Genomic DNA, 19,081 nt, shown 5'->3' with positions numbered 1-19,081 from the left:
ATCTATAAGCGCAGTGATATCAAAAGTCAAAATTAGATGCGCTATGCCCTGCGAGAATACTCAGGGCATAGCCATGATGGTAATGGGTTATTTCAGTTTTTCAGTGACGTAATCATCAACAATTTTAGCTAAAATATCCAGCGGCACAGCGCCATTTTTGAGCACCACATCGTGGAACTCAGCCAAATCAAATTGCTCAGCTAGGCGTGCTTTCGCGGCTGCGCGGATTTCTAGAATTTTCATCATGCCGACTTTGTATGAGGTTGCTTGGCCTGGCATCACGATATAGCGTTCAATTTCAGATATCACGTCAGACTCGGCCATTCCGGTATTGGCAAGCATGTAATCAATCGCTTGCTCGCGTGTCCAGCGTTTGTGGTGAATACCTGTGTCGACCACGAGTCGTACCGCACGAAATAGCTCCGCTTGTAAGCGCCCTATGTTGTCGTAGGGATCGTCTTGAAAGCCAAGCTCCCACGCCACTTGTTCAGCATACAAGGCCCAGCCTTCGGTGTAGGCCGTAAAAGGGGATGCTTTTCTAAATAGTGGTAGGCCTTCTGCTTCCATGCCAATGGCGATTTGAAAGTGATGCCCTGGCACGCCTTCATGGTAGGCTAATGTGCGCATTGAGTATTTCGGCGTTGCTTTTATATCGTATAAATTGGCAAAAAACATCCCCGGGCGAGAGCCGTCGATGGCCGGTTGCTGATAATAGGCACCTGGTGCAGTTTTTTCTTTAAATTCCGGAATGCGGCGTACTTTCATGCCCGCTTGTGGGCGAATATTAAAGGCGCCATCTAGGCCTGCGCTTATTTCATCTAAGATGGTTTGATAGTCGTCGAGGATTTGCTGGCGACCTTCATCGGTATCAGGGTAGTAAAACTCAGGCTGTGCTTTGAGCAGCTCGATGGCGGGGGTAAACCCAGCGTTGGTATCAAACCCTTCATTGCTCAAGATGGTTAAAATCTCTCCCTGAATACGGTCAACTTCACGCAGGCCAGTATCGTGAATGTAATCAGCACTGTAGTCTGTGGTGGTAAAAAATTTCAGTGAACTGGCATAAGCTTTGTCACCATCAGGCAGGCGCCAAAACCCATCATCTGTGGTGGCTTTATCTTTTAACTTGGTAAAGTAATCAATAAACAGTTGGTAAGCAGGGTGCACAGATGTCTGCATTTGGCTGGTTACATCAGCCAAAATGCGGCTTTGTACGTCATCATTAAATACCGAATCTTGATTTTCTTGTGCGGTTTGCTCTGCTTTGTTCATTTTTTCTTGTAATGAGACGTACAGAATATTGTCAGTAATGGGTTTATCAACAAATTGCTGCATTTCATCTAACACGCGATCAATCACAAAGCGGGGTGGGATGATGCCTTTTTCTTCTCTGAGTTTGAGTCCTTCGAGGCTTTGACTAAATTTGCGTTTTATTTGTGATAAGCGGCTAATGTAGTTATCGGCATCTTCGATGGTTTTGACCTGATGCTGGGCATCCATAAAGCTTGGAAAGCCATTTTGAATGCCAAACAGCTGATTGACTGGGTAACCGTGATAGCGAAATTGATTGGCTTCGCTGGCAAAATCCAGCAAGTACAAGGCAATTTCTTTAGACATTTGGTCTGATTTATCGAGTTCGTCATCGGCATATTGCGCAACACCTTGGCGAATTGCTGGCAGCATTTCATACAATTCATTGGCTTTTTCAAGGCTGGCATCATCTAAGTCGGCGTTGTGACCTTTAATACCAACGCCTTCTAAAAAGCCTAAAGAGGTTAAGGTTTCTGGGCTATCAAACGCCATTTTGACCATAGTACGGTCAACATATGATTTAAAGCGCAGGGGTTTATCAGCATACCATTCGTGGGCGATAAACGTTGCCCCACTCAGTATGGCGAGTAGGATCAGTAATCCAATCCATTTCAAGGATTTTTTAATCATCATTTTTCCTTTGTTGTTATTTTTATTTCAAGGTAAGAGGCTGACTATACAGGATCCAAAGTATTTTATTAATATTTTGTTTACAAATTGAACGGCCGATTCTATTGCAAAATTGCCTGATGCCTGCGGTGTGAGGCAAGCTTGACGGATCTTGTTTAATCACAGTAAATCTTGGCAGCTGGCTTTGTATGACTTCCCTATTTTTATTGCTTGGCCTGTGGCTAATTGCAGTGATTGCGTGGTGAGGGCGGTGATGTGTTGTTTGTTGACCACAAATGATTTATGCACTTGAACAAAAAACGCCTCAGGCAGCTCAGTTAACAGTTGTTTAAGTGTGGTGTTGGCTAACGTCATAGTGTCGCCTTGCCACACTTTGACGTAATTGCCATAGGCTTCGAGATAACTGATCTCTTTGAGGGCTATTTTGTGTTTTTCTCGCTCAACTTTTAGCACGATATGACCCGATAAATCCAGAGGCTGAGCAGGTGCTGGTGGCTGTATTAGTTGCGCGCGCATGCGCACTTTATCAAGCGCGGATGCGAGTCGTTTGGCATCAACTGGCTTGAGTAAATAATCAGTGACATCGAGTTCAAAGCCTTGCAATGCGTATTCTTGATAGGCACTGATGATGACCACTTGTGGCCGGTTGGCGAGCACTTTTAATAATTCAATACCACTTAAAGCAGGCATATTAATATCAAGAAAGAGCAGATCGATAGAATGATTGGCCAAAAAACACAATGCATCGGTGGCGTTGTAACATTGGCCGCTAACCTGAGTATCGCTATGGGCCTTAAGATGATGCAATATCACTTGATGGGCGAGGGGTTCATCGTCGACGATGAGTGCGTTTAACATGGGGTCAGTTCCAAGGTCAGGGTCGTTTGCCAGTATTGTGCGGTGTGACGTTGCGTGAATGTATGCTGATTAGGGTATAGTAAGTCGAGGCGACGTTTCAAATTCAGGAGTCCTAATCCGCCGACCTGCTCTGAGGGCGATGAATGGATAGGATTTTTACAAACAACACTGAGTTGATTGGCATTGAGTGTCACCTTAAATTCCACTGTTACTTGTTCAGTTGTTGGCTCGACGCCATGTTTGATGGCATTTTCTAAGATGATGATTAGCAACAAAGGCGCAATGTTCAGTGGTTGTGTTAATGCTGGCCACTGGGTGATAAAGCGGCATTTATCGCCGCTGCGAATTGTTTGTAAGGCAATAAAGTTTTGTAAATAGTCGAGATCTTTTTCAAGGTTTACTTGCGGCTTTTGGCCTTCATAGACACTGTATCTAAGTAAATTAGCCAATTGCATCACCAGCTCAGGAGCATCGTCCGATTTTGTCAGCGTCAGCGCATATAAGTTGTTTAAAGTATTGAATAAAAAGTGCGGATTGATTTGCTGCTGTAATAACTTGAGTTCTGTTTGCGTATGCTGATTGGCAATTTCATTAATAGTGGCATGATGCTGTTGACGTTCAAAGGCCAAAATGATTGGGGAACTAATGGCTAAAAATAAGAATATAAATTGATAATTATCACGATTAAACAAGTTGTGATCTGCACCCGGTGTCAGGTTTGCGATATGGGAGGGTAAATCATTGATTGGCAATTGTAGCAGCAGCCAGATCATGACGGGTGTTGCAATAATGAGGGTTAATAAGCAGGAAAACAAAAAACTTAATACCCCTTGTTGTGTTAACACTAGGCGGATTAAGACATAACGAGTAAATAAATACAGCATCATGGTAAACAGGCCATACACACTCAATTGCCAAAAGTAGTGAAAAAACTGACCAAACTGAGTCACTATTTTTCCCAAATCAAGGCGAAGTGGAAAAGGCTGATTCATCATCGGGTCTACATGTGAATTTAATACCCCAGCCATGATCGCGACCCAACTAAACACTAAGATAGCGATGACTGCATTGAGCGAAAAAATAGCCTGAAACCAGTTCATTTTGTTTTTAGCTGCTTGTGTTTTTCGTTGTTGTGATAGCAGCCAAGCAGCACTTGCTGTCACGCAAAATAACCAACCTTGCCACCCTAAATACAGCGTCTGATTGATTGACTCAGCACTCTGATTGAGCGCAATGAGCAGCAGTGGATAGCCAATAAAGCCACTGGCCCAAGCACTCAAAGCTTTGATGCGTGTAAGGTGCTGAGTCGCATAATGAGCAAGCAAAAAAGGCAAGCACTCGATAACGAGTTGCAGGTTAATCGCCACATACATCGTGGGTGATTCATAACGGAGCGATAAAAAGCGAATATGCGCTTCGAGCATGATAGCGGCTAAAACGGGCACACTACTAACGAATATGGCTTGTGCGTGTTTGAACGCGTTTTTTTGCTTAGCCAAAGACATAAAAGATTCCATTTTTTAACCAGTGTGGCGGGCTATGAGCGTGTTGTAAGGTGTTAAATGATGAAAGTACCGATTTATATGATGAAAGTAAAATTTTATCTTTCATCATATAGTTCATACCCTTAGGCATGTATCGATGGGCGTAAACCGGTAATTTTTTTAGGATGGTGTTATTCAATTTTTAGGAGAGCCGCCATGCTAACAATGACCAATATCAATAAAACTTACCCTGATGGGACGTGTGCACTCAATAATATATCTCTGAACTTACCAACTGGCATGGTTGGCTTGCTTGGCCCAAATGGGGCGGGAAAGTCGAGTTTAATGCGCACACTTGCGTGTCTACAGGCACCCGATAGCGGCTCGATTACCTTTGATGATTGCAATATTCTCCAGCATCCTGATGCGCTGCGTGCTCAGTTGGGGTATTTACCCCAGTATTTTGGTGTGTATCCGAATATGAGCTGTCAGGCGCTTTTGGTACACATTGCCATTCTCAAAGGGTTACGCAAAGCGGATTATCAGCCACAAATTGAGCGCTTACTTGCATTAACCAATTTAACTCATGTTGCTAATAAAAAAGTGGTGAACTTTTCAGGAGGGATGCGCCAGCGCTTTGGTATTGCGCAGGCGCTATTGGGAAATCCAAAGTTAATCATTATGGACGAACCTACGGCTGGGTTAGATCCAATGGAACGCGAGAGCTTAAACAATCTGTTGGTAGACATCAGTAAACGTCGCTTAGTGTTATTGTCTACGCATATAGTGGAAGATGTCGAAAACTTATGCCATCACGTGGCGATTATTAATAAAGGTTGTGTGATTGAAAGTGGCGATGTGCAAACCTTACTCGCCCCATTACACAATAAAATCTGGCGTACTGATGTGAACCCTGATCGGGTGTCACCTTCGCATATTTTAAGTAAAAGCTATCGTTATGGGCAAAGTGCTTACCGTATTTATGGTGATAAACAACCAAATACAGATGCGGTCTTAGTGCCTGCAACCTTACAGGATAAATATTTTTTTGAGTTAAACAAACAAGGAGCCCTGTAATGTTATTACGCAATGAATATCGTTATGCACTGCGTCAGCCCTTAGTTTGGTTATGTGTTTTTGTGCCCATCTTGTTTTCGCTGTTGCTATCCAGTGGGCTTGCAGGTGTGGAGGACGCGCCGACCAAGCAGCTAACACTCAATTTAATTGTCCTGCATATGATGGTCCTGCCTGTGTTGGTAGCCGTCTTGTCACCGATTGTGTATTTACGCGATCAGCAAGCCATGATGCATGAATTGATTGCTGTGACGCCCGTCTCAGATGCGCGACGAGGGCTAGTGCGAATGCTGGCCTTGTCTTTATTAAGTTTTACGATCATCAGTGGTTGTTCATTGGCGGTGATGGGTTTGTATATGAGCCAGTTAGGCGCGCAAGGTGCTTTATTTGAGGCAACCATAGGGTTTATTGCGTTATTGAGCTTACCGAATGCGGTTTTACTGAGTGTATTGGGTTGGCTTGTTGCTCAGCGTTCGGCTAATTCTATGCTCACGTATGTGGTGTTTGGTGCAGTGTTAATTGGCTATGTAATGGTCGCCAGTATCACGGGTAACCCAGCATTGGCGGGCAGCAATATTGTTAACGACACATTTTATCAGGCCTTTATTTGGCTTGACCCTTTTGCCTATACCGCTGTGATTAAGCACTTTTCAGCCAGTGCTGAGCAATTCAATTTTGCATTGCTTATTAATCGGATCATGGTGATAGTGGTGAGTGTTATGCTGATTTATGTCTTGTTGCGCTTTGCATCGCGTCCAGTATCCTCTCAACCACGCTCTGCTGATGCATCGAGTACTTGCGCCGCACCACCGTCAACTCAGTGCTATCAGGCTGTTGAGTTGCACGGTAGCGCCTTTGCCAGTTTCATGACGTTACTCAAGACCAGTGTTCATGCAATATTAACGAACAAGCTCACAGGGGGATTATTACTTATCTGGGCGCTAATAGTCTGTAATACGGTCGCGTCATCCAATGGATATATTGAACCGTTATCGACATTGGCCTATACCAGCCAAGATGCGCTCAATCATTTTGCATTTGATATGCTGGCGCTATTAGGAACATGTTTGGTGGTGCTTTGGAGCTGGCAAGTGACGTCACTTGCCCGTAGTAGCAATATCGCGCAGCTGATAGCTGCCACACCAATGAAAACACATCAGTTACTGTTGGCGCATCTGTTAACGATTTTTTGGTTGGTGGTATGTTTTTTGATCTTCGCAGCGCTAGGGTCGAGTATTGCACAGTGGTTGACAGGCAGTGAATATCAGGTGCAGGCATACCTGAGTACATTAAGTTTGGTGGGCTTGCCGCTTAGCCTTTTAGCGGTTACCTGTGTATGTATTTTTCATCTATGTCGTTCACAGGTGACAGCCGGTTTGCTGGTATGCCTGATTGTCTGTATTAAATTTACGCCGCTGATGACCTTTTTAGGGGTGACGCATACATTGTGGAGTGTCGCATGGACCCCATTACAAGCCCCAGATACATTTTGGGGTTATCGTGCGAGCATGAGTAGTTATTGGCCTTACATGCAAGTTTGGGGATTGGCTGCATTCAGTCTTGTGTGTACGGCTATGATGCTGAGTTATCGGGGAGCGGGATTAAGTCGAGGGCCTGTTTCTCGTGTTCACAGTCTTCTAATTGCTCCTTGGGGTCTGACCGTCGCTGCATTTATTGGCCTGCATTTGCAGTTGGTCGCTGAAAAGCCGTTAACCAATTCACATAAGCGTGAGGCATTTAAAGCGCACTATGAGCGGCAGTTTGCCGATTGGCGTGAACGTGCCCAGCCAAGTATTGAGCACCTTGATGCCAAAGTGGATTTTTACCCCTTACAACAACGTGCTGAGTTTAAACTGACGTATACGCTGGTCAATCATCATGATGAGGCGATTAACCAAGTGCTAATTGGCCGAGCTGGGTTCTACAAATGGGCGGATGTTGTGTTTGATGGCGCAAAAAAAGTGTCGTTTGACCAAATGCTTAATCAAGCCGTTTTCGAATTTGACCAGCCGATGGCACCGAATGAAACCCGAACGTTTGTGTCTGTCTTGAGGTATCAGCAGCCGATTCTTTGGCCAATTAGAGGTCATCAATTTGTTACGCCTGAGTTGAGTTATATTCGCAGTGTGCCCTTTATTGCGACAGTGGGTTATCAAGCTAACTATGAATTGACGGATCCTCAGCTTCGCGCTGCGCATCAGTTAGCAGCAAAGCCAGAGGGGTTACCCTCTATGTTATTTGCTGACGAAGCGGCTGGCTCGGGTCGTTATGATTGGATGACCGTATCTAGCACCATCAGCACACAAGAAGGCTATCAAGCGGTTGCACCTGGTGAATTAGTGTCAACGCGTTTAGACAATGGCCGTCACATTTACCAGTTTGCTACGCGTTCGCCAATTCGGGCGATTGCGAGCTGGTTAACTATGCCTTTTTTGGCGCAGACAAAACAGCAAAATGGTGTCACTCTGCAAGTGTTTGCTCCCAAAAAAGATAAAGCTGCAGAGCTGCACTTAACCGCAATGGCAGACACAGTACAATGGTTTAACGAACACATTAGTGCGTATCGCGCCAAGCAATTGAGCCTGATCAGTGTGCCGCGCATTGGCGTAACGGGATATGCATTGCCACAAGTGATCTTGATTAATGATGATGTAGGGTTTCGCGCACAGCCAGAGGAGAATGCGGGGTTTGATCAGCGTTACCGCCGTGCGGTGCACGAAACCGCCCACCAATGGTTTGGCCATGACATTGGTAATGGTGTGAGTGATGACTCTGCGTTTTTAGTCGAGTCGCTGGCAAAATATGTTGAGCTAGTGATGCTCGATACTCATTACGGCCCCACAGCCGTTGATGCGCTGGTGGCTTATGAAAGCAAACGTTATCAACAACGTCGTGCGATGGATTTTGGTCAAGGGCGTGCATTAGTGGATGCCAATCAAAGTTACGATCAGTATTCAAGAGCGACACTTGTTTTTGCAAAGCTGCGAGAGGCGGGTGGTGATGAGGTCATCATCGCGGCGTTAAACTCTTTATGGCAGCATCATGGTTACCCAAAAAGGCCCGCAAATTCGATGGATTTTGTTCGTTATCTGAAAGTCTCAGCAGGTATTGCACACCATGATTTGATTGAACGACTCTTTTTACAGCCGCCAGCACAACTTGAGTCATAGATTGAGTCGCGGTTACAGGGAGGGAGTTCGCTCTCGCTGTTTAGCCTCTGATCACTGGGGCTAAACAGCGTTAGTCATTTTCTGAGTCATCAAATAATTCTTTGATAGTGGCAAATAATGGGTAAAACCAAGAATACTGCTTACAAAACTGATCGATTTCTTGTGCGGTACTGCTGTTATGGATTAGGTGAAACGTAGTGACATTGGCCATCACAAACAGCTTTAATTTTTGGCCATTGCCATGTTTATCCCCTTCGATAAGACTACCCTGATATTGTTCAAAGTCGGCCTTGACTGTGCAGAGTAGGGCATCGCGTTCGGTGGGGCTAACACGGGGGATATCAGGATTCATAACAACACTCTTTTTTTGACTTAAGTGATCATAACAAATAGCTCAACAGCTGATAACCGTTAGGCTGATTTATCGTGGTGTGTTAATTGATTGTTTTGTCGGCAATTGTGTTTAGTCTCCTTTACGACTTTATTCAAATGCGTGCTAAGAAAAGAGATTCTTGGCTTTTTGGCAATAATGAACTTAGGTACAATTAGGAGTGTTTGTCATGTTTTTGGAAGTTGTTTTACGTGTTTAAATATTTCCGTCTTGGGGCGGTGTCTGTGTGCTGTATTGCTGTGCTCTATTTCTATCAAAGCCTTTATTCATCTAATACTCAGCTCAACCTACTGAGTTGGGCTGATGTGCATTATTCTTTTCCCGGTGAAGTCACTAATACGTGGTATTTCAAAAATGTCTATGCCAAAGAATACGAATCTGGTTTTGATGTAGAGACAAAATATCAAGGCAATGCCAGTGCTTATATCGCCAGTAAAACCGCTGTGATAGATAAAAATAGTTTTGGATTATTGATGCAAAGCTTTGATCCTATTGACTATCGAGGTCAGCGAGTCAAAATTGCGGCGTTTATAAAAACCGAGCAAGTGACGACAAAGGCCGCGTTATGGGGGCGAGCAGATACTTTGTTATTACCGACCGCTAGTTTTGACAATATGTCGGATCGGCCAATTATAGGGACTACTGAGTGGCAGCCTTATGCAGTGGTGATAGATGTCCCCGAAGATGCGAATAATTTGTCGTTTGGTTTTTATCTTGTTGGAACAGGTAAAGCGTGGTTTGACGATGTATCAATCTCTGTGGTCGACCAAACAACGCCTTTAACTGGGACATATCATCAAACCATGACTCGCGAGCACATCGCTTCTGCACAGCAGCAACAGCGCGCTAGGCTAACAAATCGAGGTTTTTATGATCAGCGACTGATTCCGACTCCAGAACAGTTAAAGTTTGATGATTTTGCTTGTGATACATCTAGCAGCTGGCGCTGCGGTCGTTTATGGCATGAGGGGGATTCTATCGCCCTTGATACCAATCGATTGTATGGCAATAAAGCTCCTGTAAAGATTGAGCGCTTGCATGAAGCGGCGTTTCCAGCGCAAGCGAATGATTTAGTGATGTATCAGAAAGTGAACGCAACGGCTTTTCGTGGCAAGCGGATACAAATATCGGCTATTTTTAGGGCGCAAGATGTTGCTTTAACAGCATCCATTTGGGCACGAGTTGTGGATCAACATGATACCGTCATCAGTGCTGACAATATGGCGAACCGAGCTGTCGTGGGGAGTACGAATTGGCAAAGGGTGAGTATTGAAGTAAATATTCCCGATGAAGCCACAAGTATTACATTTGGCCCTAAGCTGCGCGGTACAGGCACTTTGTGGCTTGACTCCTTTAAATTAGAGTCATTGGGTGAACTGGATCCGCAAGAGAAAATATGGCATCAAATTCACCCTTCTAATCTTGCATTAGAGCTTACTTTATAAAGGTTGTGTGTTCGTTCTTAACGATTGAAACTTGGTTCAAAACTATTTAGCTCTGTGGGATTTTGCTTTTTTCACTATACTGGTACACAGTTCGCCGTTTTGGCTAAGACGTATTACTTGTTCAGGAAATAAATGCATCAGCAACATGGAGTTCGTACAAAAACAGCGCGGCCACCTTTGTATAATTTTTGGGTATTATTAGCGTCGTTGCTGTTGTGCTTAGGGTTAAGTCTGCTCGGCGGATGGTTTGCCAATCCCTTTGGGCTAACCAGTGTTATTTGGCCTGTTACAGGTGTCATGCTCGGGTTGTATTTGGTCTTTGGTTGGCCTGTGGCAATTGCATTACTAGTTGGTTTATCGATTAGTTATCATAATGATGCTGCTGTTATCGCCCATTTTCCTGCGCAGAGTGCTTTTTTATTCGCTATCTTGATGACCAGCCATGTAGTGATGGTTAAGTGGCTGATTGAAAAAAGCTTTAATTTACCGTTAAAAACCAGCCGTGCTTCTGAAATTGTAAAATTTTTAATTTTTACTGGCCCAATATCGGCACTGCCAGTGGCGATTATTTTTGCTTTAGGGTTATTTTATAGCGATTTAGCACCTCAAGTGATTGCTTATCTGAGTGTAACAAAATGGGTTGGGGATCTTTTTTCAATCATTTTTATTACACCAATTATTTTATTTACCTATCCAAATCACATCGTTAAAAAAGCCCGCAAACCTTTAGCTGCATCGATTACCAGTGTGTTGGCATACTGCATGATTGGTTTTTTGTTTAATTTATCACAAACAAATTTTGAGAATCAAAGGCAGCAACAGTTTATTAATTCGACTAGGCCGTTTGTTGAGCAAATCAATAGTGCCCAATCAACAATCAAACTCTATTTAAAAGCGTTAGAAGCCTTTTTTCAGGCCAGTGAAGTGGTTTCGCGACAAGAATTTAGTGATTTCACCGCGATAGTCCAAGATGAACGAGTGCAAATACGTGCAATCGGCTGGTTACCTTTAGTGCCAGAGTACAACCGAAGCGAATTTGAAGCTGAGCTTGCCCGCGAGCAACTGAAACACCGCACTATTCAGCAGCTCACGCCTTCGGGTTTTACTAAAGCAGCCACACAGCCTTTTTATCTTCCGATCCAGTACTTAGCGCCATTAAGTGGCAATGAATCTGCAATTGGTTTAGATGTGATTAGTCACCCGATCGCAGGTCCTGCAGTAAAAGCGGCAATTGAGCAAGGTACGTTTGTTGTGACACCACTTTTATCCCTTGCTCAAGCGCAAAATAAGACCACGGGTGTTGTGGTGTATTACCCTGTGTTTAGGAAAAATTCACCTGCATTAATGCAAACGCTGATTGGCGTGACTGAGGTTGTATTGGAGCTAGAGGTGTTGCTTGACCCACAACAAGGCGTTGAGAGTCATTGGATGTTTAGCTATCAATTATCTTATGGAGAGCGCAATGTTTATCCGCAACTGAGTAACGAAGCTGCACCACTGTTGGCTCATCAAGTAGAGCTAAATTTATTTGATAAAAAAGGGCTGATTAACTTTTATAGCAGTGATGCATTTGATTTGACGCTTATTAATTGGGCCGGTTTTTTTATTATTGTGATTGGCACTGCCTTGGGGGTTGTGTGTGTGATGTTTGTCTTTTTTATCGTGTCTTACAACTCAAGTTTAACTAAGAAAGTGAATGAAAGTACCCAAGCACTGCAAAAAAAGAATGATGAACTTGTACAAGCGAATGAAGCAAAAAACCTTTTTTTAGCCAATATCAGTCACGAATACCGAACACCTCTGAACGCCATTATGGGGTTTTGTGAAATAGCACAAAGAGAGTCAAAAGAACCTCAAACTCATAATTATCTTGAAAAAATTCATGATGCCTCGCTGTTATTGCTCGGTATTGTTAATGATGTGCTCGATTTTTCTAAAATGCAGGCAGGGCAATTGTCACTTGATGCCTGTGAATTTAATCCAGCGCAAGCTGCAGAGGCTGCAGTAGAAATGCTCCGTGACAAAGTGCGCGATAAAGGCTTAACGTTAACGACTCACTATGAGCCACTTTTTTATCAGCAAATGGAAGGTGACGATATTCGCTTTAAGCAAATTATTATAAATTTATTAAATAACGCGCTTAAGTTCACTGAAGCAGGCTCTATTACGCTAGATGCAAAAGCCACACTAGAAGGAGATACTTACTACTTGACTATATGCGTCAGAGATACTGGGATCGGCATCGCTTCAGAGCATCAAACTAAATTGTTTCAGTCCTTTTCACAGGCAGAAAGTGCCACGACTCGAAAGTATGGTGGCACAGGCTTGGGCTTATCGATTGTAAAGCAACTCAGTAATTTAATGGGTGGCGATGTGACTTTAAGCAGTGAGTTAAGTAAAGGGTCTGAATTTGTTGTGACCTTGCAACTGAAAAAAGCCAGCCAACTTACTGCGCCGCAATCTGAAAAAGAAGACTCTTTGAATGACGTCGATTTATCCGGGATGAGTGTGCTTGTTGTTGAAGATAATAAAATAAATCAAATCATTGTAGAAAAGCATTTGCAGAATTTATCGGTAAAATGTGCTTTGGCAAACGATGGGCAAGATGCGTTAGATTATTTGCAAACACATACACCAGACTTAATTTTAATGGATTTACAAATGCCGAATATGGACGGTTTTACAGCCTCAGAATTCATTAAAAAAAGTGAGCGTTTACGTACTATCCCTATTGTGATTTTAAGTGCAAGTGTCGGAAAGGTTGAGCGAGATAAAGCCAAAGAACTCGGCATTGATAATTTTATTAATAAGCCGTTTAATCTGGCTGAGTTAAAAGCGATTTTGATGAAATATCAGCAATAAGGTTAAATATGGATTTTGCAGCGTTAAAGGCGTATTTACTCAATAAACCATGCACTGAGTGTCAGTTTCCATTTGGTGAGGATGTGCATGTGTTTAAAGTAAAAAATAAGATGTTTGCCCTAATTGGGTGGCGTAACGACTTGATGATGTTAAACCTCAAATGTGCACCGAGTGAATCTTTGATGCTACAAGATATTTTTTCTGCGATTACGCCCGGTTACCATATGGACAAAAAACACTGGATTTCTGTTTATTTTGATCAAAGCGTGCCTAATGGCGAAGTGCTAAGATTAATTGATAACTCATTTAATCTTGTGGTGAGTAAAATGACCAAGAAAGATCAGCAGTCTATTTTGACACTATTTTAAAGAGCCATTTAACTTGTTAAATGCAGCTCATATTTCATTTGTTGATGTATGACTCTAACAATGAATATGTCATTTTCACGAGATTTAAAATAAACGGCATGTTTTCTAAATAAATATCGAAAGTAATCTTTTCTTATATCCTCAACTCTGTGAGCCAATTCAGGTTCATTTGACAGCATGATAAAACACGTTTCAAGTTCTAATAGGTAAGATTCTGCTTGGCTAATATTGAAGTTTTTATAGGTATATTGGAAAATATTGATTAAATCATCAGATGCTTTTTTTGAGAGAGTATATTTAGACATTTGTTATGATTTTTTTCTGTTCATTAATGATATCAGTAACTGATAAAGAACTTTCACCGCTCATTTCACCTTCAACTAAAGCCATGCGTATTGCTTCTTTTTCGCTTTGATTATGTCGAATAAGATCTCTAATATAATCACTTGCATTGGCAAACTGACCACTAGCTATTTGTTGATCAATCCAATGTCGCATTTCGTTTGGGATAGAAATATTCAGTGTTGCCATGGTCACTCCTATTTTAGTGTCAGTATTAAAAAATGATTGTGGCATATATTGGCAATGTTTGCCATTAGTGTGTTTTAGGTGGATTTAGCAACGCTTATGTTTACATGCTTAAAAAACACTGGATTTCTGTTTATTTTGATTAAAGCGTACCTAAGGGGGAAGTGCTGCGAGTAAAATGACCAAGAAAGATCAGCAAAGCATCACGGAAAATATTGCTACCTTGGATGATTAATATATTGATAAAAGAGGTTTTATTAATATTCGGTTAAGTTTCAGCGCGCTATGATAGGGACAACTTAAACACACATCCGTTTATCTCCCCCGATATCGTTGTTGTAAAGTTCCTCCCTTGAGGCTTTTATTATTTTTAAAAGCGTTTGCCCGCATGATTTCATGCGGGCTTTTTTATTCACCACTTGCGGTTAATCGTGCAATATTCTACATTTTCAGGCGTACAATAGTGATATCCCAAGTAATAGCTAGATTTTTCTGGTCGTTGTTTATTGATCAGATAGTTATAGAGAAGCTCAGCCCCTAAACGTCCCATTTCAAACGGTTTTTGCCCAATATTGGCGACCGATAATCCCTGTTTTAAAACGTCGAGTTGTGTGTCTTCTGTATCGGCAGAAATAATCACGATTTTATGCTGCTCTATTTGTTTTTTATATGGATACACAGTACTGACGTAATCGGGGCTAAATTGAGCAAATCCTGCTACGGCTAAAAAGATCGGTGGAGGTGTTTTTTTGAGCATAGTGTCGAGTTGATGGACTGAGTCGGCTCGTTTACCCAAGCTATATAAAGGGCAGCGCGGATGCTCATACCAGCCATTTTGACCAGTCAAACGAGGGGTGTTTTCTCCAGCTAAAGCAAACCTGACACCAGCTAAGCGGCTATTTAAATTGGGGGTGGTTTTATGCCCTGATTGTAAGCAAATGCTTTGTTTCTCGGAGTGTTTGAATCGCTTGGCATACTGGCCAAGTGCTTGGCCAAAATCGAAGCTATTCGTGCCGACATAGGCAAGACGGTATTGGTGATGCTGGGGGAGTAAATCGGAATCAAAGGTGATCACCGGAATGTTACGCGCTGAAAATTCTTGTAATGCACCTTTGACGAGAAAGTCAGAGTCTGTCGTTGAGATGAGCAGTGCGTCTATGTTTTTCTCTAATAGCTCTTGCACTATGATGACTTGAGCGCGGACATCTTGAAAATCATCAGGGCCAGTATAAATACAGTTGAGGGCAGGATGTAAGTTGGCAAAATATTGGCAACCATGAAATGATTGTTGGTAAAAGCTATCGTTTTTCGTTTTCCCCACGACCGCTATGGTGATCTCAGCTGCGCCTTGCGGGCTAAAAAAAGTCAATAGAGCTCCCAGTAGGAATAAGGAAGGTCGTAAAAAATATTGGATGAACATGTAATCTATAGTGTTTAGCAGCGTATTCTCTTTATGGAAAACTTTATTTAAATCATTAATCAGTATAGCGTGGCTAAGTGCTTTTTGAAGAGAGAGACTGCAATACTTTGATACATATAGGGGCTTTTAAATCATGTCATTTATTTTAAGCTTTAACAGAATTGAGAAGTGTGGCGATTTTCGTTTACAAGGCTGTACAGCCAATGTTGATTTATTAAACAATAACAGAGGAAGAAGTAATGTTAAGCCATATCAAAAAATTACTACAAGACTTGAATCCCCAAGAGTTGGCAAGGAATGAACTTGATTTTAATACCGCATTAGCCGCTTTATTGGTCGAAGTGATGCGAGCGGATGGCCGTTCGAGTAAACGTGAGTTGGCCAAAGTGGCACAAATTTTAGTGACTCGCTGCGAGCTTTCGGCTGCTCAGGCTGATGCATTAATCAATAAAGCAGAATCATTAGTCGAAGAAGCCATAGATTTATTTGCGTTTGTGAAACAAATCAATAATCAAACCAGTGATGTTGAGCGTACTGAAATTGTTGAGCTGTTATGGCATGTTGCGTTTGCAGATGATGAGCTCGATAGCCATGAAGAGCATATTGTTCGGCGCATTGCGGGACTATTATATATCAGCCATAGTGACTTTATCGCCACTAAACTAGCGGCTAAAAAGTAACATCGACTAGCCGTTAGTTAGGACTAGCACTCGGCTGCGTTATACGCTGCCGCAAGCGTATCGAGTTCACTACAGGTGGTATCAAACCCATCGTCTGCAGTGTAATAACTGACTTTTACACGTTTATCATTTTGAAAAAGCACTGCTTTTACTTCGGCTTTAGGCCAATGTTTGAGTTCGTTTCGAAAACGATTAGCAACTTGTGCATCGCTAAACTCATAAGTTATTTCTTGTTTCATGTTATTTAAGCGTATTTTTTAGAGTGATTAGGGGTTGTTGAACTTTCAATTGAATCAAGGCGTTTTATTATTGTCGTCTCGAGTGCAAAAAGACCGTTGAAGCATTAACCACATCCAGAGTCTGATTGAACAGGTTGGGATATGGTCGCTTTTCGAAAATAGTGGCTAAGTTAAGTGTTTTTTACTGCGGCAATGACAGAGACTTCAACTAGTAATTCTGGACGTGCCATTGGCGCTTGAACACAAGCGCGAGCTGGTGCATGCCCTTCGGGTACCCAAGCATCCCATACGTCGTTCATTGGTGCAAAATACTTCATATCACTGACATACACAGTCGCACTTAAGAGGTGATATTTATCGCTGTTTGCTTGTGCCAATAGGTCATCTACTTTTGCTAGCATGGTTTGGGTTTGCTCAGTGATCCCTTGAGTTGCATCGCTGCAAACTTGGCCACACAAGTAAACAGTGTTGTTATGCGTCACAATACGGCTCATGCGTTGATTAGTGTGTTGGCGAGAAATAGTCATGAGAACTCCAATTCATAAAAAGGGCATTGTACTCTAGTTTATCTGCTGTTGATGAAGAAATAACGACCGTTGGGCTTGAAGATTTTTAAACTTGATGACTTGGGCTATACGTTTTAGTTGTATGTGGGCGCTTAATTTTTGGCGTAACGTTAATGAAGTTTCCAAGGTGATAATGAAAAAAGCCATCTGGCGTGTTGGCAAGATGGCTTTGTTTATCTCATCACATTTTTAATTATTCGGCGTATGTTAGCCCTAATGCAGTCATCATTTTTTGTGATATTTCTACATGGTGTTGCATGGTTGAAAACCCTCTGGTGACACCGTCAGGGCCAAAGGCATAGACAGGTACAGGCGCGGCTGTATGAGTGCCCGTTCCCCACACTACGTTTTGATCAGCGGCAAGTGCGCGACCTATTTTGGCGGTGTGATCTTCGTCGGCATAAACATAAAACTCTTTGAAATCAGCAAAGCTTGGCACCATCTCAGCACTTTGATAGCTGTGATCGGCAACATAGTATTCGTTGATTTCACGCTCGCCAATTTTGCTGGCTTGGTCAATATCAACTTTATACAAGCTGTATTGATTTACTGCATCCATCCAATTTTGTGCGGTGGCTGCTGCAAAGTCCCAATCACTGTTTGCAGCGTTCATCATGTCAAAGAAAGTGCCTGTTTGACCGTAAAGTTTATCGAGATGAGATAATGCGCCAAAGTTAAAGTTAGGTTTGTAATCAGCACCTTTCATACCATCGCCATCTAGCGTGCGTGCTTGTGGTAATTCTTTACGAGAATAACTAAAACCAAAGCTGCCAGTTTCGTGATCTGCTGTGACGACTACGAGTGTATCGTTGCGATCTTTGACCCAGTCGTAAACCGCCTCAACTGCTTCATCGAATTTCAGTAATTCATTCAGCATCCAGCCTGCGTCGTTGGCGTGACCTGCCCAATCAATTTGACCTCCTTCAATCATCAAAAAGAAGCCATCTTCATCTTTAGCTAGGATATCAAGGGCTTTGACGGTCATTTCTTTTAACGACGGTTGGCTACAGGTATCAGCGGCGCGGCACGCTTTATAAGCGATGCCATCTGCCATGCCAGAGTTGGCAAATAAACCAAGCAATTTAGTTGCATCGCTGTTTTGCATTTGCGTTTTATCAAACGCTAAGGTGTAGCCATGTTGATCTTTGGCTTCTACGATTAAATTGCGGTCATCTTTGCGTTTTGATTTTTTATACACGCTAGTGGGCGCACCTAAATCAGCCATGATTTGTCTGTCAGCTTCGTCGGTGCTGATATCAGCAGGAACAAATACACGAGCACCACCTGATAACATTACATCAACCATGCCTGAACTGATCATTTCAGCGGCAATTTCAGCTTCAAGTGAGCGATGAGGTTGATGAGCTGCAAATGCAGCTGGGGTAGCGTGGGTGATCCGAGTGTCAGACACTAAGCCCGTTGCTTTTCCTGCTTTTTTAGCTTTTTCTAAGATAGTTTCAACAATATAACCTTGATCATCAAGGCCAATCATTTCTGAACCAGCCGCTTTACCAGTGGCCAACTGGGTTGCAGAACAGGCAGAATCAGTCACTAACATGCCATTTGCACCATGAGGTGCGTTGAGTGAAAGGCCCATTTGACCTGCATTTGCGAGCTTCGATAAAGCAGTGATGTTGCCTTTATTATTGTAGGTAGAATTAGGCGCACGGCGCGCATATTCTTCAAGCAAGCCGACTTGTTGCGGGCCCATGCCATCGCCAATCATTAAAATCACATTTTTTACTGTTGTAACTGGTGTTGGAGCGACTTCTTTGATGACTTCTACTTCTTTAATGACTTCAATTTCTTTGGTGTCAGTGTTGTTACATGCAGTTAAAAAAACACTGGAGATTGCCAGGGCAACTAAGTTCTTATTCATTGTTGTTGTCTCTTAGGGTTAACGATATTGCTTGTGCAGCAATGTGTGATGGCGTGAGAGTTTAGGGACAAAGAATGACTGTTTTATTTCAAAGAAGTTACATTTTGAGTACAAGCTCTAATCATAGCGCCGCGTTTGACATTTTTTGCGTTAGTGAGGCTTTGCATTAAATCATGGCG

General features: G+C 42.6%; 16 protein-coding genes. 6 read left to right on the top strand and 10 right to left on the bottom strand.

Going from position 1 to position 19,081, the window contains the following annotated elements; translation table 11 throughout:
- Positions 1–87: 87 nt before the first annotated feature.
- The 3 genes from PULV_RS04680 to PULV_RS04670 form a co-directional block, all read right to left on the bottom strand.
- Positions 88–1,938, bottom strand: a complete 1,851-nt coding sequence (locus PULV_RS04680) for a DUF885 domain-containing protein (RefSeq protein ID WP_193331050.1) — start codon at positions 1,936–1,938, stop codon at positions 88–90.
- A gap of 159 nt (positions 1,939–2,097) precedes the next feature.
- The gene (locus PULV_RS04675) at positions 2,098–2,796 is read right to left on the bottom strand and encodes a LytR/AlgR family response regulator transcription factor (RefSeq protein WP_193331049.1); all 699 of its coding nucleotides are present in this window, start codon (positions 2,794–2,796) and stop codon (positions 2,098–2,100) included.
- A complete protein-coding gene (locus tag PULV_RS04670; RefSeq protein ID WP_193331048.1) occupies positions 2,790–4,313 on the bottom strand; it encodes a sensor histidine kinase in 1,524 nt (507 codons plus the stop codon). Before PULV_RS04670 ends, PULV_RS04675 begins: the two co-directional genes overlap by 7 nt.
- 183 nt (positions 4,314–4,496) lie before the next feature.
- Here PULV_RS04670 and PULV_RS04665 point away from each other — a divergent pair, with 183 nt between their 5' ends.
- Positions 4,497–5,357 carry an ABC transporter ATP-binding protein gene (locus tag PULV_RS04665; protein ID WP_086742715.1) on the top strand — a complete coding sequence of 287 codons (861 nt, stop codon included), beginning with the start codon at positions 4,497–4,499 and terminating at the stop codon, positions 5,355–5,357.
- Positions 5,357–8,524, top strand: a complete 3,168-nt coding sequence (locus tag PULV_RS04660) for a M1 family aminopeptidase (RefSeq protein WP_193331047.1) — start codon at positions 5,357–5,359, stop codon at positions 8,522–8,524. The genes PULV_RS04665 and PULV_RS04660 overlap by 1 nt, the downstream gene beginning before the upstream one ends.
- 70 nt (positions 8,525–8,594) lie before the next feature.
- Here PULV_RS04660 and PULV_RS04655 read toward each other — a convergent pair whose 3' ends face one another.
- Complete coding sequence (locus tag PULV_RS04655; RefSeq protein WP_086742716.1) at positions 8,595–8,876, bottom strand: hypothetical protein; 282 nt, start codon at positions 8,874–8,876, stop codon at positions 8,595–8,597.
- A gap of 230 nt (positions 8,877–9,106) precedes the next feature.
- Here PULV_RS04655 and PULV_RS04650 point away from each other — a divergent pair, with 230 nt between their 5' ends.
- The 3 genes from PULV_RS04650 to PULV_RS04640 all read left to right on the top strand — a co-directional run bounded on the left by PULV_RS04650 (position 9,107) and on the right by PULV_RS04640 (position 13,590).
- A complete protein-coding gene (locus tag PULV_RS04650; RefSeq protein ID WP_193331046.1) occupies positions 9,107–10,360 on the top strand; it encodes a hypothetical protein in 1,254 nt (417 codons plus the stop codon).
- A gap of 132 nt (positions 10,361–10,492) precedes the next feature.
- Positions 10,493–13,222, top strand: a complete 2,730-nt coding sequence (locus PULV_RS04645) for a CHASE domain-containing protein (RefSeq protein ID WP_193331045.1) — start codon at positions 10,493–10,495, stop codon at positions 13,220–13,222.
- An 8-nt stretch (positions 13,223–13,230) separates the two neighbouring features.
- Positions 13,231–13,590: an MmcQ/YjbR family DNA-binding protein gene (locus PULV_RS04640; protein ID WP_193331044.1), complete on the top strand. Its 360-nt coding sequence runs from the start codon at positions 13,231–13,233 to the stop codon at positions 13,588–13,590.
- A gap of 8 nt (positions 13,591–13,598) precedes the next feature.
- Here the strand turns inward: PULV_RS04640 and PULV_RS22135 are convergent, their stop codons facing one another.
- From PULV_RS22135 to PULV_RS04625, 3 genes are all read right to left on the bottom strand, one after another.
- A complete protein-coding gene (locus PULV_RS22135; protein WP_086742720.1) occupies positions 13,599–13,895 on the bottom strand; it encodes a type II toxin-antitoxin system RelE/ParE family toxin in 297 nt (98 codons plus the stop codon).
- A complete protein-coding gene (locus PULV_RS04630) occupies positions 13,888–14,121 on the bottom strand; it encodes a type II toxin-antitoxin system ParD family antitoxin (RefSeq protein ID WP_086742721.1) in 234 nt (77 codons plus the stop codon). Before PULV_RS04630 ends, PULV_RS22135 begins: the two co-directional genes overlap by 8 nt.
- A gap of 409 nt (positions 14,122–14,530) precedes the next feature.
- Positions 14,531–15,487 (bottom strand): substrate-binding domain-containing protein, encoded by a 957-nt coding sequence (locus tag PULV_RS04625; protein WP_227009352.1) that lies wholly within the window; start codon positions 15,485–15,487, stop codon positions 14,531–14,533.
- Positions 15,488–15,777: 290 nt separating this feature from the next.
- Between PULV_RS04625 and PULV_RS04620 the strand changes: the two genes are divergently transcribed.
- Complete coding sequence (locus PULV_RS04620) at positions 15,778–16,218, top strand: tellurite resistance TerB family protein (RefSeq protein WP_086742723.1); 441 nt, start codon at positions 15,778–15,780, stop codon at positions 16,216–16,218.
- A gap of 23 nt (positions 16,219–16,241) precedes the next feature.
- On the opposite strand, the gene PULV_RS04615 is transcribed toward PULV_RS04620, so the two are convergent.
- The 3 genes from PULV_RS04615 to PULV_RS04605 all read right to left on the bottom strand — a co-directional run bounded on the left by PULV_RS04615 (position 16,242) and on the right by PULV_RS04605 (position 18,902).
- On the bottom strand, positions 16,242–16,457 hold the full coding sequence (locus PULV_RS04615) for a hypothetical protein (protein WP_086742724.1): 216 nt from the start codon (positions 16,455–16,457) through the stop codon (positions 16,242–16,244).
- Positions 16,458–16,627: 170 nt separating this feature from the next.
- Positions 16,628–16,984: a RidA family protein gene (locus PULV_RS04610; RefSeq protein WP_193331042.1), complete on the bottom strand. Its 357-nt coding sequence runs from the start codon at positions 16,982–16,984 to the stop codon at positions 16,628–16,630.
- Positions 16,985–17,216: 232 nt separating this feature from the next.
- Positions 17,217–18,902 (bottom strand): alkaline phosphatase, encoded by a 1,686-nt coding sequence (locus tag PULV_RS04605; protein ID WP_086742726.1) that lies wholly within the window; start codon positions 18,900–18,902, stop codon positions 17,217–17,219.
- Positions 18,903–19,081: the final 179 nt, after the last annotated feature.

Origin of the sequence: Pseudoalteromonas ulvae UL12 (genome assembly GCF_014925405.1) — a bacterium.
In the GTDB taxonomy this organism is placed as follows: domain Bacteria; phylum Pseudomonadota; class Gammaproteobacteria; order Enterobacterales; family Alteromonadaceae; genus Pseudoalteromonas; species Pseudoalteromonas ulvae.
This window is presented reverse-complemented; position numbering and strand designations above follow the sequence as displayed.